The 21722-nt window shown below is 39.8% G+C and carries 22 protein-coding genes; 7 read left to right on the top strand and 15 right to left on the bottom strand.

Translation table 11 applies throughout. The features are described from left to right. Positions 1 to 21: 21 nt before the first annotated feature. Both pfkB and fruB read right to left on the bottom strand, forming a co-directional pair. Positions 22 to 1005 carry a 1-phosphofructokinase gene (gene pfkB / locus PVK63_RS05205; protein ID WP_274439969.1) on the bottom strand — a complete coding sequence of 328 codons (984 nt, stop codon included), beginning with the start codon at positions 1003 to 1005 and terminating at the stop codon, positions 22 to 24. Positions 1006 to 1008: 3 nt separating this feature from the next. Next, positions 1009 to 2145 (bottom strand): fused PTS fructose transporter subunit IIA/HPr protein, encoded by a 1137-nt coding sequence (fruB, locus tag PVK63_RS05210; protein WP_274439970.1) that lies wholly within the window; start codon positions 2143 to 2145, stop codon positions 1009 to 1011. Positions 2146 to 2439: 294 nt separating this feature from the next. Between fruB and cra the strand changes: the two genes are divergently transcribed. Further along, a complete protein-coding gene (gene cra, locus PVK63_RS05215) occupies positions 2440 to 3417 on the top strand; it encodes a catabolite repressor/activator (protein ID WP_274439971.1) in 978 nt (325 codons plus the stop codon). Positions 3418 to 3478: 61 nt separating this feature from the next. Here cra and PVK63_RS05220 read toward each other — a convergent pair whose 3' ends face one another. The 5 genes from PVK63_RS05220 to PVK63_RS05240 all read right to left on the bottom strand — a co-directional run bounded on the left by PVK63_RS05220 (position 3479) and on the right by PVK63_RS05240 (position 8622). Then, positions 3479 to 3871 (bottom strand): hypothetical protein, encoded by a 393-nt coding sequence (locus PVK63_RS05220; RefSeq protein WP_207216106.1) that lies wholly within the window; start codon positions 3869 to 3871, stop codon positions 3479 to 3481. Then, entirely contained in the window at positions 3872 to 5029 is a 1158-nt protein-coding gene (locus PVK63_RS05225; protein ID WP_274439972.1) for a hypothetical protein, read from the bottom strand. Continuing rightward, on the bottom strand, positions 5026 to 5877 hold the full coding sequence (locus tag PVK63_RS05230; RefSeq protein ID WP_130043550.1) for a DUF4123 domain-containing protein: 852 nt from the start codon (positions 5875 to 5877) through the stop codon (positions 5026 to 5028). The genes PVK63_RS05225 and PVK63_RS05230 overlap by 4 nt, the downstream gene beginning before the upstream one ends. After that, a complete protein-coding gene (locus tag PVK63_RS05235; RefSeq protein WP_274439973.1) occupies positions 5856 to 7958 on the bottom strand; it encodes a type VI secretion system Vgr family protein in 2103 nt (700 codons plus the stop codon). The genes PVK63_RS05230 and PVK63_RS05235 overlap by 22 nt, the downstream gene beginning before the upstream one ends. Positions 7959 to 8103: 145 nt before the next feature. Then, positions 8104 to 8622 (bottom strand): Hcp family type VI secretion system effector, encoded by a 519-nt coding sequence (locus PVK63_RS05240; protein ID WP_045104268.1) that lies wholly within the window; start codon positions 8620 to 8622, stop codon positions 8104 to 8106. Between the two features lie 382 nt (positions 8623 to 9004). Here PVK63_RS05240 and PVK63_RS05245 point away from each other — a divergent pair, with 382 nt between their 5' ends. Genes PVK63_RS05245 through PVK63_RS05260 form a run of 4 tightly spaced genes read left to right on the top strand, consistent with a single transcriptional unit; the run spans position 9005 to position 11278 of the window. Further along, positions 9005 to 9721: a DUF1538 family protein gene (locus tag PVK63_RS05245; protein WP_443111680.1), complete on the top strand. Its 717-nt coding sequence runs from the start codon at positions 9005 to 9007 to the stop codon at positions 9719 to 9721. Continuing rightward, complete coding sequence (locus PVK63_RS05250) at positions 9718 to 10509, top strand: DUF1538 domain-containing protein (RefSeq protein ID WP_130043547.1); 792 nt, start codon at positions 9718 to 9720, stop codon at positions 10507 to 10509. Before PVK63_RS05245 ends, PVK63_RS05250 begins: the two co-directional genes overlap by 4 nt. A gap of 23 nt (positions 10510 to 10532) precedes the next feature. Continuing rightward, positions 10533 to 10883: a P-II family nitrogen regulator gene (locus PVK63_RS05255; protein ID WP_130043546.1), complete on the top strand. Its 351-nt coding sequence runs from the start codon at positions 10533 to 10535 to the stop codon at positions 10881 to 10883. Next, on the top strand, positions 10880 to 11278 hold the full coding sequence (locus PVK63_RS05260; protein ID WP_130043545.1) for a CBS domain-containing protein: 399 nt from the start codon (positions 10880 to 10882) through the stop codon (positions 11276 to 11278). The genes PVK63_RS05255 and PVK63_RS05260 overlap by 4 nt, the downstream gene beginning before the upstream one ends. A gap of 54 nt (positions 11279 to 11332) precedes the next feature. Here the strand turns inward: PVK63_RS05260 and PVK63_RS05265 are convergent, their stop codons facing one another. Then, a complete protein-coding gene (locus PVK63_RS05265) occupies positions 11333 to 12469 on the bottom strand; it encodes a DUF3103 domain-containing protein (protein WP_274439975.1) in 1137 nt (378 codons plus the stop codon). 234 nt (positions 12470 to 12703) lie between these two features. Here PVK63_RS05265 and PVK63_RS05270 point away from each other — a divergent pair, with 234 nt between their 5' ends. Further along, positions 12704 to 13180, top strand: coding sequence for a transcriptional regulator (locus tag PVK63_RS05270; protein WP_274439976.1), 477 nt, complete (start codon positions 12704 to 12706; stop codon positions 13178 to 13180). A 52-nt stretch (positions 13181 to 13232) separates the two neighbouring features. On the opposite strand, the gene PVK63_RS05275 is transcribed toward PVK63_RS05270, so the two are convergent. The 7 genes from PVK63_RS05275 to PVK63_RS05305 all read right to left on the bottom strand — a co-directional run bounded on the left by PVK63_RS05275 (position 13233) and on the right by PVK63_RS05305 (position 20266). Further along, entirely contained in the window at positions 13233 to 14414 is a 1182-nt protein-coding gene (locus PVK63_RS05275) for a hypothetical protein (protein WP_274439977.1), read from the bottom strand. After that, entirely contained in the window at positions 14411 to 15031 is a 621-nt protein-coding gene (locus PVK63_RS05280; protein WP_274439979.1) for an energy transducer TonB, read from the bottom strand. Before PVK63_RS05280 ends, PVK63_RS05275 begins: the two co-directional genes overlap by 4 nt. After that, positions 15031 to 15435, bottom strand: a complete 405-nt coding sequence (locus PVK63_RS05285) for an ExbD/TolR family protein (RefSeq protein ID WP_274439980.1) — start codon at positions 15433 to 15435, stop codon at positions 15031 to 15033. Before PVK63_RS05285 ends, PVK63_RS05280 begins: the two co-directional genes overlap by 1 nt. Then, positions 15432 to 15941 (bottom strand): MotA/TolQ/ExbB proton channel family protein, encoded by a 510-nt coding sequence (locus tag PVK63_RS05290; RefSeq protein WP_130043539.1) that lies wholly within the window; start codon positions 15939 to 15941, stop codon positions 15432 to 15434. The genes PVK63_RS05285 and PVK63_RS05290 overlap by 4 nt, the downstream gene beginning before the upstream one ends. Further along, entirely contained in the window at positions 15941 to 17296 is a 1356-nt protein-coding gene (locus PVK63_RS05295) for a MotA/TolQ/ExbB proton channel family protein (protein WP_274439983.1), read from the bottom strand. The genes PVK63_RS05290 and PVK63_RS05295 overlap by 1 nt, the downstream gene beginning before the upstream one ends. A gap of 1 nt (position 17297) precedes the next feature. After that, positions 17298 to 18065, bottom strand: a complete 768-nt coding sequence (locus PVK63_RS05300; protein WP_274439984.1) for a DUF3450 domain-containing protein — start codon at positions 18063 to 18065, stop codon at positions 17298 to 17300. A 101-nt stretch (positions 18066 to 18166) separates the two neighbouring features. Beyond that, the gene (locus tag PVK63_RS05305; RefSeq protein WP_274439985.1) at positions 18167 to 20266 is read right to left on the bottom strand and encodes a TonB-dependent siderophore receptor; all 2100 of its coding nucleotides are present in this window, start codon (positions 20264 to 20266) and stop codon (positions 18167 to 18169) included. A 358-nt stretch (positions 20267 to 20624) separates the two neighbouring features. Here PVK63_RS05305 and PVK63_RS05310 point away from each other — a divergent pair, with 358 nt between their 5' ends. After that, positions 20625 to 21716 (top strand): NapC/NirT family cytochrome c, encoded by a 1092-nt coding sequence (locus tag PVK63_RS05310; protein ID WP_130043535.1) that lies wholly within the window; start codon positions 20625 to 20627, stop codon positions 21714 to 21716. The last annotated feature ends 6 nt before the right edge of the window (positions 21717 to 21722 follow it).

Raw genomic sequence — 21722 nt, forward strand, 5'->3', positions numbered from 1 at the left:
CTTAAACTAAGTCTAAACGCATTACTGCACGTTTGTAGAAATAGGGTTGTGTAGGGTTACTTGTTTTTGTAATTCTTTTACGTCTTCGACATTTGGTACGCCAACGCCAACCTGCGATACCGCTAAAGCAGATAAAGCGGTAGCAAAAGATAAGATGTGTGAACGAGCCCAATCTTGCTGCATGTGCCCCCAACAAAGACCAGCAACTAATGTATCACCAGCACCAACGGTACTTACTACGCTCATCTTTGGCGGTTGCGAATACATCCATTCTGGTTGTACTTCATCATTCTTACCAAGCCACATTACTCCTTTTGAGCCTAATGACACGACGATATTTTCAATGCCTTTTTGTGCAAGATCTTGAGCCGCTTGCTGACACGCTTCTGGCGTTTCTAACTCACGCCCAACAAATTCAGATAGCTCTTCATCGTTTGGTTTAATTAACCAAGGGTGAGCCTCTAAACCTGCTGCCAATGCTGCACGACTGCTATCAAATAGGACTTTTTTACCCATTTTATGCAGCTTTTCAATCCACTCAGCACACAGCTCAGGAGAAATACCTTTTGGTAAACTGCCTGCTAATACGAAAAATTCATGTGTTTTAGCTAATTCAAATAAACGAACTTCAAACTCGGCGATAGCCTGCTGTGATACTTCAACTCCTGGGAAATTGATGTCACTCACTCGGCCATCTTGCTCTACTAATTTCACATTAATACGCGTAGCGCCATCGACACGAATGAATTCATCGTTAGCTTTCATCTCTTCAAACAGTTGGCAGAATAACTCTTCATTATCACGGCCTAGAAAACCAGTAACGGTCACCTCTGCACCTAAGTCAGACAGTACTTTAGCAACGTTTACGCCTTTACCCGCCGCATGAAGTGAGCCTTTACTAACTAAACTCACAGAGCCAACCGATAACGCATCTAAACTGCCTGTTAAATCTAAAGCAGGGTTTAGTGTGATAGTAACTACTTTGCTTTTTTGATTAATGCTCATCAATTAACCCTCGCCTAAACCAGAAGCAATCGCAGCACCAATGCCTGCAAGCGCTGCTTTTGCATCTGAACCATCTGCTGTAAATTGCAGTTCATGACCGTGTTTAACGCCAAGCGCAATCACTTTCATTAAGCTTTTCGCATTCACCGCTTTTCCGTCACCATTTACGTTTAATACGGTGATTTTTGATTCGTATTTTTTCGCTTCAGCAACAAGCATTGCGCCCGGGCGAGCGTGTAAACCGTGTGCATTTTTAATTTTAAAGGTTGCGGTATTATCAGCATCAGCACTTACTGCTGTTTCTTCAGTAGAAGTAGAGAACATCGCCAGTAACTGCTCAGACGTTGCAGATAGAATCGACTCTTGCTGCTGCTCAGCAACCACCTTAGTGATCGTTGTTAAGAACGATTTATGAGAGGCGTTACAAGAAGCAATTGCAATCAAACCTTTAACAGGCAAGCCATTAAATTCGCACCCATTTGCTGTCGTTACGATAGACATACCAGAGCGTTTAACGCCTTTGTCAGTACTTACCAACCATAAACCTTTACCTAGATGCGTAGGCTCTTTAGTTACTAACTCTGCAACAAATTGGCTTTCTGCATTACCACTGTTTTTTAGTAAACCACCTGCAACCGCACTCATTTGGATCATATCGCTTGCAGGGAATAATAATTGGATAAGTGATGCATCGAAATCGGCTTCAAACTGCACTTCACCGTTAAGTAATGCAATGATGTCTGCTTCTGTTTTTGCTTGTTTTAGCTTCTCTTCTACACCATCTGCAGAAAGGACTTTAGTCAGTTGCTTTAAAATACCTAGGTGTTCATCTGATTTAGCCGCAATACCAATAGCCACATAAACCACGTTACCATCACCCCAGTTAACACCTTGAGGAAAATGATGAACAGCCACGCCTGTGTTATTGACTAAATCACGGGTGTCTGTTGTACCGTGTGGGATAGCAATACCATTACCTAAAAACGTTGAGTTCTGTTGCTCACGATTTAGCATTCCGTCTACGTACTTCTCTGCAACTAAGCCTTTTTCTGTTAGTTGTTTTGCAATCGCTTTAATTGCCGTTGTCTTATCCGTTGCTGCTTGTTGCAACGTAATGTCATTCTTTGTCAATGTCAGCATGGGTCTTAGCCTCTCGCTTGTTTATCTGTAATTTGTGCTCTGCTGAATCACCGTTTAAGCGTTGCTCAAGTAAAGCTTAATCGATTCAGCAAAACAGTTAAAAAAAGTTCAGCAAATGCTTTCTACTTATGAATACGCTTCATAAAAAGTAAAAATAACGTAAATATCACGTTTTTCAAATTTGCTGAATCCTTTCAGCTTTTATACTGAAACGATTCAGCATATAATTCAACTCATAAAATGATTGGATCTAAATTTATATGATCCGACCCACAGAATTTAAGGATCTTACCCATGACATTAGATGAAATAGCCAAACTTGCTGGCGTCTCTAAAACCACTGCAAGCTATGTCATCAATGGTAAAGCACAGAAATATCGCATCAGCGAAAAGACACAATTAAAAGTCATGGCTGTGGTTAATGAACACAATTACCGCCCTGATCATGCCGCATCTGCATTGCGCGCTGGCAGTAGCCGTTCGTTTGGTTTAATCATCCCCGATCTTGAAAACACCAGTTACGCCAAGCTGGCTAAACTTTTAGAATACAACTCTCGTAAAGCGGGTTATCAAATTTTAATTGGATGCTCTGATGATGATCCTGAAACCGAAAAGAACGTCGCTCATGCTTTAATCAGTCGCCGTATAGACGCCTTGTTTGTTGCAAGCTGTTTGCCCGATGGCAGTGATTACTACTTTGGTATTCAAGAAAAAGGCACGCCAATTATTGCTATTGACCGTTCATTAGATGACGAGCATTTTGGTTGTGTGATCAGTGAAGATTTTGACGCGGCTTACGAGTTAACTAAATCGGTAGTTAATGAAAACGTAAAATCAATCGGCCTAATTGGTGCATTACCAGAGCTGAATATTTCTCGCGAACGTCAGTTAGGGTTTGAAGCAAAGGCAAAAGAGAAAGGCTTAGCAAGTATCACTGGCTATGGGGAACACTTTAACAGTGAGTCTGGAAAAGCAATTTTTGAACAGTGGGTAAAAGATGACACAATTCCAGACGCGATCATTACGACATCTTATATTTTGCTTGAAGGGATTTTAGATGTACTCATTGAAAAGCCGGAGTTAATGACCAAAATAAAACTAGGTACCTTTGGTGATAATCGTTTGCTTGATTTTTTACCTATCAAAGTAAACTCTCTACCACAGCAATTCGAACTGATTGCTGATAGTGCTTTAGCATTAGGGTTAAATGCCTCAGCAAAGCGTTATCAAGCAGGGATTGAGTTAATTCCTAGGAAGATTGTTATTCGCTAGTAATGAACTGGCTGTTACGGCAGCCAGTGTTAGCTTGTTTAGTATGATATACAATACTTAATTAAATAATATCGAAAGTTTTAGCTATTAATAGACAAAAAATAAAAAGAATATAGCTCCATACCCCTAAAACATTGACCCACATAAAAACCTTAAATTTTATAGAATCAGTTGTTACACGCTTACGAATGAATGGGTACTTAATCCAATAATCAAAGCATCGACTGCCTATTTCCCAAGACATTTGATATTGAGGCCGCATATGCCCATTTTTGTCATAATATTTATCAAGGTCTTTTGCTAATTGCTTATCAATAAAAATAATATGTTTAAAACTTCCCAGTGAAACAGTTGCACTCATAATCATACCAGGAACAGACCAAGCTATAGCATATCCAGCAAAAATAGAGCCAGGAACCATAATCAATAATTCCCACCATACTGCATCCGACATTTATTCCACCATCCATTCATAAAAATCGTACATTCCATCACCAACCGCTTTACCTGTCGTCGAGCCAACAATACCACCAGCACCTCCGCCAACAATCGCACCACCAATAGCAGCAAGAGCAAGTACAGGGGCGGAAGCAGTAACACCAACAACAAACAATACAGTACCTACTGCTAGTCCTACACCGACAGTCCCTCCTTTAATACCACCATACCATCCACCAACAAACCCAGCGACTTCACGAGTCGTTGTCTTACCACAATCACCAGACCTATCAACCTTACACGCCTGATAAATATTATCCATTGCACTATTCGCACCAATTAATAAACCGACATACCCCAACCCTCTAGAGGCTGAAATGCCTATCGCTATATTTCCGATACGCTTACCTAACTCTTTCACATATCCAGTTTTTAATATTTCATCAGCATTATGAATAACTGACTTAGTCGATAACTTCAAATTACGTTTAATTTGATTATATATTGGCAATTGAACACTACGTTTAGAAAGCACAGCAAAAGAACCATCAAGCTTTTTAAATAGCTCTGCTCGCTCAGCAACAAATGACCCATAATTCACACCACCAATTCTACTTGCCATCGCAACTTGTGAGGCATACAAATCATTTATCTCAAATAAAATACCATTAATATTTTTAAGGTTTTGTTCAACTAGGGCTGAAGTTGCCCCAACCCCTGTAGCCACTTGAGCATAATAATCCGTTGGTAAACCATCTGATTTAATACGCTCCCATAATTGATGAGAGAATAAGTCAAAGTGACGATGAAGAGTCGCAACCTCTTCATCCAGTAGCTTCCCTAGCTCTAAACTGGCAATTTTTGCTTCCTCTATAAGCTCATTAAACCAACTCTTTTTTCCTTCTGTTTTTGGTTCCACTGTCGGGAGTATTACAATTTCTCCCTGACGAACAGGCTCATTTAAGTGAGTATTATACTTTTTAATAAGGGCTTTATGTTTATCCAATGTTTCTTCTGTATATAAGCTAGAAAACAACTCTTCTTGCGTTTGAGTTTTATCTGCCTGCATCCAGCCTAAATCAAAAATCTCTGTCTGACATACAGGTGTTCCCTCTCCGCTTACCGCACAGTCATTACCGTTTCCATATTTTTCATCAGGTAAAGTAATCTTCATGATATTAGCTCCTGACTTTTCACTTGTTGATGAATTCCTTTTATCCGCTCAGTTAATGAGGTGTCACTTTGCTCTAACTTTATACTCATCCATTGAGGCTCTTTTTCTAAACAACCCGTGTCAATTCTCATGCGTAAATACCCTTCGTATTCTTGTGCCATTGTTGGATTGTATTTATCCGCATCCAAAAGAATATCCATAGCTTGATGTGACGGTGGTAAAATTGGTTGATATTGATGAGCAATATCCTCTAACAACTGATATTTTCGAATCTCATCCATTAAAGCAAGTTGCGTATTATCAATAACAATTGGATCCTCAGTAAAGCTATGTACATCTTCTGACAATTCAGTTGATACAGAGCTTTGATATACGAACCAAGAGTTGTAGTGATGCCACTGAATAGCTAAAACACCGTTAAACATTTGCTCAAGCTGCTCAGGTTTTAATGCCAACAGCACACTTGGTAATACTCTTGGATCAAAAAATCGTAATGTCGCTTTATTTCCCGATTCTTTAATAATGGTATAAGCATATAAAGCCTGCTGCTGAAACGCTTTAAAATCGAGAGAAGATGAGAATACACTCCCTGATGGCTGTGCAATAAACCGATTCAAAAAATCATCACGGCTTTCATTACTCGTTAATTTAATAATAATTGGGCTACGCGCTTGAAACTCATGGCCTAATAGATAATCCCATTCAAGAACTGGATTTTGTTGATAAACATACACTAACAGATCATCAAATAGGCTAGGTTCAATAATAGCGTATCTATTATTATTCATTGGTTGATATTCAAGATGTTTGGTTATTGAATAATCATCTAGTTTGAATGTACGGAGCATGTTCCTTCTCCATCACAATTACACTCTTCAACAATTGCACTTCCGGTAGTGACTTGCTGCTGATAATTGGCGACTTCTAACACTTCACCATCATAAGATGTCCTATTCGCAGCATTAGAAACTTCCCCAGCCTGCTCAACTTCTTTCCCCATTGGTAACACCGCAACTTTTCCAGCATAACCGCTGCCACTTCCTGCGCTACCGCCTGAGTTTAGGTTAATTGCAGAACCAATAAGATGAACGCCTGCTGGGTCGATTTTTACTACACTGCCACCGGCTTTAATGGTGATTTCAGTTCCTGCCTCTAACACTATTTTTTGCCCTGATTTTAAGTGCAATTCAGAACCAATCTCTTCTAAGCGTTTTTTACCTACTTTGCTATGAACAGAGCCATTAACTTGATGATGAGAATCTCCTTTAATGGTTTCAAACTGACTACCACCAACGGTCGTATTTCTATTGTTTTTTATCTCATTAAATTGATTGTTATGTACAATCTTATGCTCATCGTTAAAGACTTCTATTGTGTGATCATTTTGGATCTGGCTATCCATGTCTTTTGCTGCATGAATATAAATTTGCTCGGCGTCTTTTTTATCTTCAAAACGCAATTCATTGAAGTTTTCACCACCTAACGAACTTGAGGTTTTAAAGGTGCTGCGTGTTTTATGCTCAGGTAAAGTATATGGAGGCTTATTATCGCCATTATAAAGAGACCCGGTAATGATTGGTTTATCTGGATCACCGTGGATAAAGCTAACAATGACCTCATGCCCTATTCTTGGCAAAATAAACTGTCCATATTGATTGCCAGCCCAGCCTTGAGAAGTTCGTAACCAGCAACTGGTCTTTTCATTTCCTTGGCCGTTTCTATCCCAATGAAACTGCACTTTTACACGACCATGCTCATCACAATAGATTTCTTCATTTTCAGGACCCGTGACTATCGCGGTGTCGACATTATGGATCAGTGGTTTTGACTTTTGTATCGTCTTAAAAGGCATCATCCAAGGCGTACAGCTAAATGAGGCGTGGTATTCTGAGCCGCCATCGGCTAATTCTTCAAGTACCTGGGGCTGCCTTCCTGAATGCGTCACGTGTGTTAATAACCAGATATCGTTCCATTCTGGGTTTGGGTGTTCTTGAATAGGCTGGAAATAGCCAGCGGTTAACTGCGCACAATCACTTTCGCCTAATAACTCAACAGTGCCTGTTCTTTGTTGCTTTAACCTTAATGACGCGTACTTTGTGGCTTTTTCTGATGACAATTGGTTACTAGGGTATTGGTAATGCTCTAACGCTAATTCAGATGCACATTCACCTTGATCATCGTTCTGTCTTTTTCCAATTGGGGAGCGAGTTGGTGTTTCAAAATTATAGTCTTTTACTGAGACCTTACCCGTGTTCACTTTTTGTTTTTTTATTAAGGAAGTAATGGTATTACTATCTTTAGTCATTCCATTATTAGCCACCACACACAATGGCGCTAATTCTGTATGTATTTCTGGCCCATCAGAAATGATCAATTTTGAACCGGTATCAGTATGCTCAAAATAACTAATAATCCCTTCTTCAGACATCAATCGTTGAACAAAATCTAAATCAGATTCACCATATTGAACACAATACTCTCTCGGCTCATGGGCATTAAATAACTCAATATCAAAATGGTTAGTTAAAATTCCGGCTTGTTGGTAAATCTCGGCAATTATGTCAGGAACCGTTTTGTGTTGAAATACTTGAAAATTGGTTCGATAAGTAAGTAATGAGAAAATAGGCACTAATGACAATCGATAAGTGCTATAGCGAAACGAAGTATTAAGCTGTTCAATTGATTCGATGATCCCATGAACATATCTAGGCGTATATTTTGTATTATTTTGGTTATTGTGATGTAAGGTTAAGCAAACAGGTAATTGCAACCACTCCTCTAATTTTAGCTCTGGGTCTTCACACACAAAAGTGACATCGAATTGATACAATGAACCAAGTTGTTCATGACCAGAGAACTGATAAACCTGTAATGGAATATCAATGGTAGCGACGGCTATCTCAAATTGAGCTTGGTTTGCATCCTGCATAATGATTCATCCTGAAACACACTTATTTAGTAATACCAACGGCTTAACTCATCAATAAATTGGTATCTCGTAAACACAAAAAGGGAGAGTCATCATAAACAGCTAGGGACGTTTATGATATTGACTCTCCCGAAAATGCGAGTGGTTACGCTTTCATTGCTGTACGCCAGTCATCATTACCAGATGTACCTGCGACTTCGTGCGTCCAATCAATAGCACGATAGGTCATAAATACATCTTCTAGATGTGTGAAATGCGCTTGTGCTGGATCTTGACAGTTTGGCATTGATGCCGTGATATCAACGATAATCGCATCATGCAGAACCGTCGTAAAATAATGCTCTTGTGTACCTGTTGCTGAAGTACGGTACCATTTGATTTCAACTTTTGGCAGCTTCTCACCTGATGTTAATGCGTTATACATTAATGGTGATGCCTTATCGAATACTTTTGTAATACGTACTGGCTTATGCACACGCTGACCAGTAGGTTGACCAGATTGAGGATCACGAGGTAATAGAACTTGATGCTCAAAACCTTGTACCAATACTTCATCTTCATGGCCTTCTTGGTAAATGTTACCTACTGAATCTTCAGTAAAAGTGCCTGCTGTGATCAATCCTTGTTTTTCGCCTTCGATACGCATATAAGCTGGAGTTGGCATACTATCTTCCTTTTTAATAAATATGAATTAATGTTCACTACTCCTATTGCCAAAGACATGCCATTTTTATTATTCAATTTAATCAATAAGTTAATATCATTATAAATAAAACCTTCTCATTTAAAGTTTGAAAAACAATCAATGTATTGCATATTTCAATCAAACTAAAAGTTGTGCCAATTTAATTCGACATTCATACCAAATAGAGTCTTTTGGATCTGTCTCGCAAAATCCACCACTCCAACTTAGTTAACATTTTGAAATATTTTCTTTAAGAATAAATTGAAATCTACTTTTGATCACACTCTTGTTTTAATTCGTACAGTATAAAGAATATACATACAGAGACTTAAAGGGAGAATAAGTGGACGCCATTAAAGCAATGTTAATTACCATGCTTGGAAGCTTTCGTGATCTTCTACCTATTATTCTAGTCGTCGCCTTCTTCCAATTGGTCGTACTTCAAGAGCCTCTGCCCAACTTAGGCTCTATACTCTTTGGTCTCGTACTCGTCATTTTTGGGCTTACCTTCTTTATTTTTGGATTAAAAATGGGGCTGTTTCCCATTGGTGAATCGATGGCAGAAGCTTTTGCCAGAAAAGGAAGTGTCAGTTGGCTATTGCTGTTCGCTTTTTGTCTTGGCTTTGGTACCACTATCGCAGAGCCGGCACTCACAGCGGTAGCGGCAGAAGCTGCTGAGGTCGCCGCAGAAGGCGGAATGATCCCGCATACAGAAAACGATATGGCTGATTATGCCAACGGGCTACGTTTGACCGTCGCACTCTCGGTTGGTTTTGCCATTGTGATTGGGGTGTTACGTATTTTAAAAGGCTGGCCAATCCATATTATGATTATCGGTGGTTATATTATGGTGGTTACTCTTACATGGTTCGCACCTGAAAACATTATTGGTATTGCTTATGATTCTGGTGGCGTGACGACATCTACCATTACCGTTCCCCTAGTTACCGCTCTTGGCGTTGGTCTTGCCTCTACCATTAAAGGGCGAAATCCTATGCTTGATGGTTTTGGTCTTATCGCTTTTGCTTCGTTACTACCTATGATTTTTGTCATGATCTATGGGATGGTATTAGCATGAACAGCCTGATTCTATTTTTTGAAACCTTCCTATCAACCATTCGTGATGTATTACCGATTGTCGTTATTATTTTTGGCTTCCAATTTGCGGTATTGAAAAAACCAATAGCCAATTTACCTAAAGTCATTCTTGGCTTCTTTTACGTAATTTTAGGGCTATCTCTATTTTTAATGGGGTTAGAACTCGCGCTATTTCCACTTGGTGAATCAATGGCAGCTCAATTAACCGCACCTGATTTTATCTATGAAGGGAAAGATTTATTAATCCAAACCTTTGATTGGGTCGATTACTATTGGGTTTATATTTTTGCAGCGACGATTGGTTTTAGTACCACTATTGCTGAGCCATCACTCATTGCTGTTGCTATAAAAGCCAATGCAGTTTCTGGCGGCAGTATAAGTATTAATGGACTACGAATAGCCGTTGCTTTAGGTGTCGCCTTTGGTATCTCGCTAGGAAGTTATCGAATTGTGGTTGGGGACCCAATTCATTATTACATTATGGTGGGCTATGTCATTGTGGTTATTCAAACCTTTTATGCCCCTAAAATGATCATTCCATTGGCTTACGATTCTGGTGGTGTAACAACCTCAACGGTCACCGTACCTTTAGTAACCGCACTAGGATTGGGTCTTGCTTCAACGATTCCCGGTCGAAACCCGATGATTGATGGTTTTGGTTTAATTGCCTTTGCCAGTTTATTTCCCATTATTTCTGTTATGGCGTATGCACAAATCAGTGCTTATAGAGCCAAAACAAAATCCAGTTCTCAAGAAAATACGAATTAATTGATTAATTTAGGAGAAAGCCTATGCGCTTTAAATTGTTACTCGCTTTTGTAGAAGAAGCAAAAACTAATGCGGTTCTCGATGCGGCGCGTAATGCAGGAGCCACTGGTGCAACGGTTATTAATCATGCCCGTGGAGAAGGTCTCAATAAGAAAAAGACTTTCTTTGGCCTAACACTCGAGGTTCAAAAAGATGTTTTATTATTTGTCGTTGAGGAACACCTTGCTCGCTCTATTTTAGAGACCATCAATGATGTCGGAGAATTTGATACTGAATCAGGTCAAGGTATTGCCGTTCAAATTGACATTGAAGATGCCGTCGGCGTTGCGCATCAAGTTGAAACATTAACCAAGGTTGTAGAGGAAAAGCTATGAATAAAGTAAAAGTAGAAAATGTTATGTCCAACACTTATGTCATGGTTGATGGACTAATGACCGTCGCTGAAGGCATTCAATTAGCTAAGCAGAAGCAAGTAAAAGCACTTATCGTAAAAAAACGTCATGATGATGATGAATACGGCATTGTCTTAATGAACGATATCGCCAAAAAAGTACTTGCTCAAAACCGTCCAACAGAGCGCACAAATATTTATGAGATCATGACAAAGCCAGCACTTTCAGTATCACCTGACATGAACGTAAAATATTGCGCTCGATTGTTTGAACGTTTTGGAATAAGCCGAGCACCAGTGATTAAGCATGGTGAAATAGTAGGGATGGTGAGTTACAACAATATTGTGTTAAATGGCATGGCAGAACTTAGTCATTAATAAAAAGTGACTTAAAAACATTAGCCTTTAAGTCACTGTTATTATAATAAATAGCTATTCAGTTTTTGGAATAATTAACGGTGCAAAGTCCGCGGTTGCGTTGTTTCCTGCACCTGAATGATCAGTATATTCCGTGTCTTTCATTATTGTATAAAACACATCAACAAAATCGTCATCGTTAACGAATAAATCATCAGGAAGTAATGCAATAATTGCACTCGTCATTTGAGGAATTATCAAATACGCTTGTGCTTCTTTATCTGGTATTGTTGCCAAGAAGTCACTGGCTGCTTTTAAGATGGTTTGTGCTAACTGTTTATAATCCGTTTTATCGTCTTGCTCCATTAAAATGATATCTGCAGCCCCCCAACGATAACGATCCCAAAAAACCATGATCTGATTTGCAGGGTATGATTGCTCTGCGTAATCTAAATAAGGCATCTCAATCACATCAATCGTTGGTTCGTCTCTTTCAGGGCTCACACCAGACACAATGGCGTATATCTCAGCCTTACCTGAGATCCAAGGTTCATGGTCATCTTTTAACTGAATTTTCTTTAAGATAGTGGTATTAATTTCAGTTGGTTCCACAGCAGATCTTAACATCGCATAAGGCGCTGGCTTCGTTTTTTTACCTGGCTCGCTAGATTGCAATGCTTTAAATTCATCACGCATTAATGCTAGACCAGCTTTCAGCTCTTCACGGTTATTAGTATCAACCACTAATACTGGGCGCTCTGGAATATCGTAAACGTCTAAATAGTGAAGATTGCCATCAATATCATAAGCTTCGATGTATTGCCATTCGCTCTCTGCTCCTTCAGGTTCAAAAGCAAACAATGGGCTTTGTCCTGCTTGCCAACGAGCCAACATACTTGGATCAGCTAAACGTAACTCAAGCAGTTCATCAGTATATTTTTCTAAACCGCGCGCTTGGATCTCGCTTTTATTCGCAGTGGTCATTGCAGCCATAAAAGTTCGAACCTGCGGTTGAGGCTTAGTTTGAGTTGATAAATCAGATAATGAAGCGCTCATTTGATACTGATTAATGGTACTTTTTAAATTGTTTTCTAATTGTGGAAAAGCACGGCTTAACTCCTGTGCTAAAGCACGCTTAGATACATCATCTTGCGCCGTAGCCAAAGCTGGAGTCATCAAGCAAAATACGAGTAGCGCTGTTAATTTGTTCATACAGCATTCCTTATTTATAGTTATTGTATTGATTTTGAATCCATTCGAATTTGTCCTTACCCCAACCATACCAAAAATGAGACAAAATTAAAGTCAATACTCTAATTTATCTTTTTAATGAACAGCATCAGAAATAAGACACCGTAAAATTACGAATACAGAGTGAACTCAACTTGGCATGTTGTACAAAAATAGACCAAACTATTTTATAAGTGCAGATGAAAAGAGGCAGGAATGATATTAAATACGTGGTTAGCTTCAATCTCAGATTGGTATCAAATGGGAAGAACAGGGTCAATAACCATGCTTGAATCACGACTCTATTCAGCTCCTGATTCTGTGTGGGGGCCACATTTGACAGAAAACCAAAGTAAAGCCATTGCTTGTTGGCTAGATGGTTGTTTAAGAGTGTTTGAATATGCAAAATACCAAGATCCAAACAAGGCATATCAAACACTGCAATATATTGCAGCGAAGTTAGAGATGACCGCCTTTTCTCCAACAACAGATATAGAAATAAAAGATTGGGGCTTGAAGCGATTACAACATATCACCGTATTACGTTTAGAGTTTTGTAATCAACAACAAGACCAATCTATTTGGGATAAAGAAGCACACACCTTAATTGATATGCATGTGAAGCTAATGGCAAGCATCTCGTGGAATGAAGCTTATAATGAAATCAGTCAAGACAACTCAATAAGACACTAAAAATCTAGATATCTTGTATCTTGACTAAAATTCGCCATCACTTTATCTTTTATCAGCTTTCCATTTTTCTCAACTGCGACAGATATTGTATCCACCCTTTTGCTTCATTGGATGGTGTAAAGTCATTGGCTCGTTTTGCATTCACAAGGGCCAATTCTAATTGATTCAATTTATAATAAGCACGAGTTTTCGCTAATGCTACGTCATCGGTTTTATTGTAGTCCTTTACTTTATCAAGGCTTTTTAGCCCTTGTTGATAATAACCTTCTTGGATTTGAAGCTGTGCTACCTGCCAATAATATTGATCATCAAACTTTGCTGCTTTTTGCCAAGCAGTAATTGCTTTATCCCACTCTTTTGCTGCCTGCCAATAAGTTGCTTGCGTAACTATGACTTCTTTATCTGTTTCATACTCTGCTAATTGTGCCATCACTTGCGCTGCTTTTTCAGGAATACCACGCTGTGCATACAATTGAGCCAAAATTTTCAACTCTAATTGGCTTAATTCTATTCCCTGTCGCTCTGCAAGAATTAACGTATCTAATGCATGTTTAGGCTGATTTAGTCGTAATTGAATGCTCGATAATTGCTGCCACCAACCCGCTTGATTTGGCTCTAATACGATCAACGCATTTAATGTTGGAATGGCTGATTTCCAATGCTTTAATTGCAGTTGAGCTCCAAGTTTTAAAACCAATAACTGGCGATCATTATTTCGCTCTTTATATTTACCCGTATGTTGATGCTGCTTTAATGCGCTAAGCACCTTTTTCCATTCTGATAATTGATAATGTGTTTGGGCAATTCGAAACCACAAATCCCCTACCTTTTGTTTTTCTGGCACCGTTTTCGTTAATTGATAATAATGCGGTAATGCCTCTGCAAAGCGTTGTTCTGTCAATAACAGATCCGCTAACATACGTTGTGTTATCCACGCTTGTTCATCCACTAATTGCTGGCTGTTTACTGCAATTGATAAAGACTTTACCGCAGCCTTACTGTTACCATTTTGCCAATGAAAAACACCTAACATTCGCTGCACATAGGCTTTATCATAAGGTTGTGATGGTGAGAGATCAGCCAGAACATCAATAGCTTGCACTATTTTATCTTGCTGCTGCAATTGAATGGCACGCTGTACTTTTGCTGCATTATATTGAGTCAGTTGTTGTGCTTGTGCGAGTTCACTAAACATCAAAACAACACTAAAAATAGAGACTATTAATTTCATCATTTTGCTAAGGTAAACTCCAATTTTACGGTTTGCCCAACTTGAGAAATGGCTTTTCCATCCAATACTTTTGGTTGATATTTCCACTTTTTCAGTGCCTTAACTGCTTCTCTTTCAAACATTCTTCTCGGTTTTGCGTCTGTGACTTTTACATCGGTAGGGCGACCTTGCTCATCAATGGTAAATGACATCACAACAAAACCCTCTGCGCCTCTTTTCATCGCTTTTGAAGGATAACGAGGTTCCACACGGTATAAAGGCATGGCCTGTTGATTGCCCGTAAAGTCCGCGAAATTTGGTGCGCTGATGGCTAAGCCAGAAACACTTGAATCCAAACCAATCAATGGCATCGAACTTTGTGGTGTTGCCATTGCCGTTTGTGTTTGAGCTGCCATTGGCGTTGCTTGTGGCGGAGGCTCTGGCGTATCAGGCTTTTCAGGCACACGGCGTTGACGGCGCTGCACATCTTGCTCTTGCTCAGCCATTACCATATCAAAGCGGATCGTTTCACTGCTCTCTGGCTTACCCTGAGATCCGTTATCCACCATCCACGCCATGAAGGTGAATAAACCAACCGTCATAGATATCGCAATTGGCATGGCTAAAAATAAACGCCACATTAGTGTTTCTCCGCAGCCAACGCGATGCCTTTAACACCAGCGCCTTTCGCAGCATCCATCACTTTCACGACCGTACCGTTATATGCATGTTCATCGGCTTGAATCACTAATGATGCTTCTGGTTGTTCAAGCAATAAATGCTCTAACGTTGCTTGCACACGCTCCGCATCAACCATACGTTTATCAATAAAGATGTAGTTGGAAGCTGTGATTGCGACAAATATCCCTGCGTCTTTTTGGCTTGATACGTTACTGGCTTGAGGACGATTTACTTCTACGCCAGATTCGCGCACAAATGAGCTAGTAACAATAAAAAAGATCAGCATGATAAATACAATATCTAACATGGATGTTAAATCAATTTGTGCTTCTTCTTGATGTGAAGATCGACGGCCAAGTCTCATGACTGACTCCTTAATGCTTTTTCTAATTGATGTTCTTTACGACGACATACCTTTGCTAAACGGGCATGAACAAACATACCCGCTAACGCCGCAACCATTCCGGCCATCGTCGGTAATGTAGCGAGTGAAATTCCCGATGCCATCAGCTTAGGTTGACTACTGCCTTGGTTTGCCATTACATCAAATACGGAAATCATCCCAGTAACCGTGCCTAACAAACCGAGCATTGGGCATATTGCCACTAGCACCTTGATGAAATTTAAATATTGGTTTAATTGAAGGTGCGCTTCGCTTATCCATCCATCTCTAATGGTTTTTGCATACCAAGATTCATGATCATTACGTTGCTGCCATTTCTCTACCCATACTTTTTTCTGTGCAGGAAAAGTAAAGGCTAAGAAAAACACACGTTCAACCACCAACAGCCAACACATGGCCACAATGGCAGCCAACCACCATAAAATGGGGCCGCCTTGTGTCATAAAATGTGAAAGAAAAGCCGTCATTACGCTGCCATATCCATTGCGTTAGGTTGCGCTACTTTTTCAGCCTGTTCAGCCACTAAGCCTAATCCTTGTTTTTCAAGAATAGTTCGAATGCTTTCAGCTTGTGAGCTTAAGATATTGTGCGTCAATAACAGAGGCATTGCTGCAACCAGACCTAGTACCGTGGTTACTAGAGCCATTGATATACCGCCCGCCATCACTTTTGGGTCTCCATTACCAAACTGAGTAATCACTTGGAATGTTTCGATCATGCCAGTAACCGTACCTAAAAGCCCCAACATTGGTGCTAAAGCCGCTAATAGCTTAAGCATCGACAGGCCTTTTTCTAATCCTTGTTGTTCATCAACAATGGTTTCGAGTAAACGCAATTCCAGAGCTTCTACTGAACGTTGTTTTTCTGCATCATAAACAGCAAGTACACGGCCTAATGGGTTTTTACCCAGTTCTTGTGGCTGTTTTAATTGCTTTCTAATTTGTTGGCGAATAACAAACAATCTCACCCCATTAAAGAGTGAAATAATTAATCCAATCAGTAATAAACCAATAATGATTTTACCAACCACACCACCCGCTTGAAGGCGCTCTTTCATTGTTGGTGTATTAGCTAATTGCTCTAACATAATGCCACGAGACGGATCGCTTGCCATCATGATGGTTTGCTGCCCTTGCATTTCAGATAAAATAGCGAATGTTGGCATAAGTTCTGGCTGTTGAGCATAGTAAGTAGCAACTTGCTTTTTATTGTCCCACTGCAAGAAACCATCGTCACCAACCAGTGCCATATTACCTAAGCGATAAGCATTTATTGATTGACGATGACCAGAACCATTAATCATTGTTACCGTCGTCGATTCTAACTCTGAGCTCGCATTAACTTGTTGAGCCATGGTCTGCCATAAACCTGTTAATTGAGCCATTGAAGGCAAAGACTTAGCCGCAACAATGTCCGAAATTAACTGACGATGTTCTACATTCACTGCTCCTGAAACCGAGCTTTTTAGCTCCGAACCCACATCCTTTGCGGTTTGTCTTACCACACCAAACAACTCGCCTAAACTGCCCGTTTCTAAATGCAGTTGCTGCTCTAACGTCGCGAGTGTTTTTTCATTTTTACTAAAGATAGCGCTTAATTCATCACTTTCTTTTTGCAGTTTTTTTCGCTCTGCAATCAATGCATTTCGTTGTGCTTTTAAGCTTTGTTCTGTTTGCTTAAAACCAGACTCTCTTTGTGCGTCATGCTGCTTTTGTGCGTGACTTGCTTGTTGTGTTTCTTTCAACAATTCAGAGTTTGCTGTAGCGGCGTTAATAGAAAGACCAAACAGTGAAATCGCTAAAATCAATGGCTTAATAGTCATGTTATTTCACCTCTTTTAGTGATAAAGACACAGGAAGAACCAATAAACTTGGGGCAACTTGCTTATAAGCGACAGAGTAAGCTTTGGCTAACTCATCATTAAATTTAGAATCCAATGATTGCCATTGATGGGTGTACGTATTCCAACTCCAATATTGAGAAGCATCAAGGCGACGAGCGACTAACGAAACACGCCCTAAATGCAGCATATCCGCATCAATTTTCTCATTACTTTCAACCGTAATTTGTGTTTGGTATGTTCCTAACTTTGTGCCGTAATCCATTTCTATCTGGTAAGCTTCAAGAAGTCGACGGTACTTTTCGGCATCGCTTACATCTGCTCTTGTCATCATATGTTCAAGCTTTGCAATACGCTGTAAACGCTCTTCTGTTTTAATTGGCTTATCTTGTTCAACTGCCGTGTTCAGGCCAGATAACATCTTATACATTAAAGGAACGACGCCTTGTCTTGTGTCTTTAATAGTATCAATTTGGTCATCTAAACTCGTCATTTCTTGTTGCTGACTATTCACTAAACCAGTTAAGTGATCACGGTATACTGCGAGGTTTTTCACTTCTTCTTGAAGCTGCTCAATCTCTGCTTTATAAGCTAACGTTGCTTCTGAGCTTTTATCAATTTTTGCTTGGCTCACAGCAGAGGCTGTATTCGATTTATTTTCGATAGATCGTGCTTGATCAAGCGTGGTTGCCTGAGCGGTTGTGATCACGGTTGCTAATGCAATACCGATACTGGTTTTTAGAATATTCATATTTATCAATTTCTTAGTTCTTTATTTCTTAAAAGAAAGTTTGTATTTGAATAAACGCACTAAAGGGAGACCGAAGCCTCCCTTATTTTTAATGCGCTAAATTAGTATTTAACTTGTAGTGTCGCCATGTAGTTTCGGCCCTCACCAATAACAACATTTTGTGCACCATTTTTTGCATAATCATCACCAGTTGAGCCACCACCTGCTAGGTAATCGGTATCAAACAAGTTTTCAACATTAAAACGTGCTACAAAGGTTAAATCTTGATCGTATTTAACTGTATGTGAAATACCTAAATCAAAGCGTGTGTAACCGTCCTTCTTGAAGGTATTTGCTGCATCTCCGTAACGTTCACCAACATAAATAGCACCTAAATTTGCATCCGTATTATTTGTGAAGGCATAACGAGACCAAACACTTGCAGAATATTCAGGCACATCAGCAGGACGATTTCCTTGGTAATCTTCATGCACAGTGTATTCTGCATCTAGATAAGTCGCTGAACCGCTCATAGAGAAACGCTCTGTGATAAAGCCTTGAACCGAAAGCTCTGCACCACGGTGAACTTGTTCACCTGCTTGAGTTTTCTCATCCATACCATTACTCAATTTCTTATCTACCGTTGAGTTTTCTTGCGTAATGTCAAACACTGCACCAGAGACAAATAATTGATTATCCATCAACTCCCATTTGGTGCCCAATTCATACAATCTTCCACGTAGCGGATCTAATTGTTGTCCATCATTTACATAATTATTACCTGACACTTCACCTTGCATTTCAAAGCTTTCAGAGTACGTTGCGTAGATAGAACCTGTATCTGCAGGGTGGAAAATTACCGCAAACTTAGGAGATACAGCATCTTCAGCTAAACCTTCTTTAAGCTGACGGTCATAACGAACACCGGCTAACACCTGCCAATAATCATTAAACGTGATCATATCCTGAGCGTAAAATCCCCATGCATCGTATTCTGAATGTGTATCCTTCACTTTCTTTGCAGGGTCTATTTCAGGAGCAGGTGTAGAGCCACCCACGTTTACAGTTGATCCTTTCAATGAATACTCTAGACGATCATAGCTATAGCCTAACCAGTTGCTACCAAACAACATTTGGTGACTTACGCCTAGTGCATCAAATTCACCAATTAAATCAACACTTGCGGTTTTAAATACCCAGTTATCTTTACGATCACTTCCGCCTTGTTTATACGAGCCATTTGAAAGGTTATACGTCTCTTCTTTAGGAAAGCTCTCTACATCATGACGATTAAAGTCTTGATGATTAAAGCTTGCATTAACACGCCATACATCAGTCAAGTTCGCAGCAATATCAACACCGACATTTTCGACATCATTTTCGATGCTTGACCACTGAGCATCCCAAATGAATTTATCACCACCAATGGTTTTTCCATCTTTAATGTAGGCACCAGAATCAACACTGCCGTCGTCAATCGTACGGTCATAATGGAAAGAGATTGTCACATCTTCATTAATGTCATAATCAAGGAATAGGCCACCAACAAAACGCTCTGTAGACGGTATCGTTCCGTCACCGTATTGACGCCATGAGTTGTATGTTTGTTTAGATATGACAGCACGACCACGCAATGTTTGCTCATCATTTAATGAACCGCTTACATCCGCTGTTGTACGAGAATTATTATTTGAACCAATATCCTGGCTAACACTGACTTGGGTTTCATAGGTTGGCTTCTTAGCAACCATATTCACTAAACCACCAGGTGCAGATTGACCATATAATAGACCTGATGGACCTTTTAAGATCTCGACACGCTCTAATAATTCAATTGGCTGACGGTAATGTGACCAATGCTGTTTTCCATCACGCAAAAAGCCAGAGCTGCTACTTAATTCAAAACCTCGTAACGTAAATTGTTCACGGTTACGTGTTGTTGCACCAGCGCCAATACTCGCATCATTCTTCAATACTTCACCAAGCGTACTTGCGCGTTGCTCATCAATAAGCTGCTCGTCAATCACGCTCACTTGCCCTGGAGTTTCTAACTGAGTCGCTTCCATACGCATGGATGTTGAGTTTGTATCTGCTTTATAACCATAGTCACGACCAGTAACGACCATGTGCTCATCAGTAGTTGAGGTCTCTGTTTCAGCGTAAGCAAGAGGGGTAGACAAAACTGCACCAATAACAAGAGCCAACTGACTTTTAGAAAACATATTCCATTATCTCCAAGTATTTTTAAAAAGGGTGATAAAAACCTGAGATGGAATATAAATGATAATTGTTACCATTTGCATTAAATTTACATTCTTTGCATTTGTATAGAAACGTCACTCAATTTAAACCAATAACGATAATGTGTAACAAAATCAAAGCAAGATAATTACACATCTCCCTCTCCTTTTTTATGTAAAACAATGTTGAGATTTGAATAGTAATTAATAAAACTCTCAATTTTGAGTAAGCGGTTACATTTTTTGAAATATCTACTCTTTTCTTGCACACAATTAACACCAAAGTGGTAATATTATTCATTGACCACACAAAGAATGTGGCTAAATTAAGGATCATATTATGAACAAACGCTATATCGCTTTAATCGCTGCCGTTGGCATTGCCATTGGTTGGATAACCTTGGGCGGTACACAAGCCGTACTCCACGCAACATCAACCACTGAATTTTGTGTTTCATGCCACACAATGGAAAAACCATTACATGAATATCAAGGTTCTGTTCATTTCAGTAACCAAAAAGGTATCCGTGCCGAATGTGCTGATTGCCACATTCCTGAAGAACCAATTGATTACCTAATTACCAAAATCCGTGCGTCTAAAGACATCTATCACGAATTTGTTACTGGCAAAATTGACACAGATGAGAAATACGAAGAACACCGTTTAGCGATGGCTGAAACCGTATGGGAACAAATGCGTGCAAACGATTCTGCTACTTGTCGTTCTTGTCACAGCTTTGATGCAATGGAAACTTACGACCAATCAGCAAGTGCACAAAAAATGCATGTTTACGGAAGAGAAAACAACCAAACCTGTATTGATTGTCACAAAGGCGTTGCTCACTTTGCACCACAAGCCACATTAGATACGTCTGCATTTGACCACCTTTTTGATATGGCGAAAAACACTAAAGCTGATGCTGAAAAAGTCTACCCAATTGAAAGCATCAAAATGGCTGACCTTGCGACAATTAACCCTACCGTTGAACTAACGACTGTTAGTAACGATGAAGGCAAACGCACTGTTACCGTTTCTGGTTACCAAATGAAGGGCGCAGAATCGGTTATCTACATGGGTGAAGGCCAACGTTCAATCATTGCGACTCTTACTGATACTGGCATCAAAGCGCTGACATTAGGTGAAGCAAACACAGATGCTTATGGCAACGAATGGCGCACCGCAGAGCTAACAGGCACAATCGAATCTCCTGTTCTTGCATCTAATCAACCACTATGGGATTACGCAGAAGAGCTAGATAACGTCTACTGTGCAACATGCCACGCGAAAATTCCGGCAAATCACTTCACGGTTAACTCTTGGGGTCCTGTTGCAAAAAGCATGGGCGCACGTACTGATATCTCTGAGCTAAACCTTGAGATCTTAACTAAATTCTTCCAAAACCACGCGAAAGACGTGGCAAACCATAAATAAGGGAGT

Source organism: Aliivibrio sp. S2TY2, assembly GCF_028765525.1.
GTDB classification, from domain to species: Bacteria; Pseudomonadota; Gammaproteobacteria; order Enterobacterales; family Vibrionaceae; genus Aliivibrio; species Aliivibrio finisterrensis_A.

Coding starts and splice junctions, on each gene's coding strand:
- PVK63_RS05255 (WP_130043546.1), top strand. CDS start 10,533: ATGCGCTTTAAATTGTTACTCGCTTTTGTAGAAGAAGCAAAAACTAAT.
- PVK63_RS05230 (WP_130043550.1), bottom strand. CDS start 5,877: ATGCTCCGTACATTCAAACTAGATGATTATTCAATAACCAAACATCTT.
- PVK63_RS05225 (WP_274439972.1), bottom strand. CDS start 5,029: ATGAAGATTACTTTACCTGATGAAAAATATGGAAACGGTAATGACTGT.
- PVK63_RS05270 (WP_274439976.1), top strand. CDS start 12,704: ATGATATTAAATACGTGGTTAGCTTCAATCTCAGATTGGTATCAAATG.
- PVK63_RS05310 (WP_130043535.1), top strand. CDS start 20,625: ATGAACAAACGCTATATCGCTTTAATCGCTGCCGTTGGCATTGCCATT.
- PVK63_RS05235 (WP_274439973.1), bottom strand. CDS start 7,958: ATGCAGGATGCAAACCAAGCTCAATTTGAGATAGCCGTCGCTACCATT.
- fruB (WP_274439970.1), bottom strand. CDS start 2,145: ATGCTGACATTGACAAAGAATGACATTACGTTGCAACAAGCAGCAACG.
- PVK63_RS05265 (WP_274439975.1), bottom strand. CDS start 12,469: ATGAACAAATTAACAGCGCTACTCGTATTTTGCTTGATGACTCCAGCT.
- pfkB (WP_274439969.1), bottom strand. CDS start 1,005: ATGAGCATTAATCAAAAAAGCAAAGTAGTTACTATCACACTAAACCCT.
- PVK63_RS05295 (WP_274439983.1), bottom strand. CDS start 17,296: ATGACTATTAAGCCATTGATTTTAGCGATTTCACTGTTTGGTCTTTCT.
- PVK63_RS05245 (WP_443111680.1), top strand. CDS start 9,005: ATGTTAATTACCATGCTTGGAAGCTTTCGTGATCTTCTACCTATTATT.
- PVK63_RS05300 (WP_274439984.1), bottom strand. CDS start 18,065: ATGAATATTCTAAAAACCAGTATCGGTATTGCATTAGCAACCGTGATC.
- PVK63_RS05260 (WP_130043545.1), top strand. CDS start 10,880: ATGAATAAAGTAAAAGTAGAAAATGTTATGTCCAACACTTATGTCATG.
- PVK63_RS05240 (WP_045104268.1), bottom strand. CDS start 8,622: ATGCCAACTCCAGCTTATATGCGTATCGAAGGCGAAAAACAAGGATTG.
- PVK63_RS05280 (WP_274439979.1), bottom strand. CDS start 15,031: ATGTGGCGTTTATTTTTAGCCATGCCAATTGCGATATCTATGACGGTT.
- PVK63_RS05285 (WP_274439980.1), bottom strand. CDS start 15,435: ATGAGACTTGGCCGTCGATCTTCACATCAAGAAGAAGCACAAATTGAT.
- PVK63_RS05275 (WP_274439977.1), bottom strand. CDS start 14,414: ATGATGAAATTAATAGTCTCTATTTTTAGTGTTGTTTTGATGTTTAGT.
- PVK63_RS05290 (WP_130043539.1), bottom strand. CDS start 15,941: ATGACGGCTTTTCTTTCACATTTTATGACACAAGGCGGCCCCATTTTA.
- PVK63_RS05305 (WP_274439985.1), bottom strand. CDS start 20,266: ATGTTTTCTAAAAGTCAGTTGGCTCTTGTTATTGGTGCAGTTTTGTCT.
- PVK63_RS05220 (WP_207216106.1), bottom strand. CDS start 3,871: ATGTCGGATGCAGTATGGTGGGAATTATTGATTATGGTTCCTGGCTCT.
- PVK63_RS05250 (WP_130043547.1), top strand. CDS start 9,718: ATGAACAGCCTGATTCTATTTTTTGAAACCTTCCTATCAACCATTCGT.
- cra (WP_274439971.1), top strand. CDS start 2,440: ATGACATTAGATGAAATAGCCAAACTTGCTGGCGTCTCTAAAACCACT.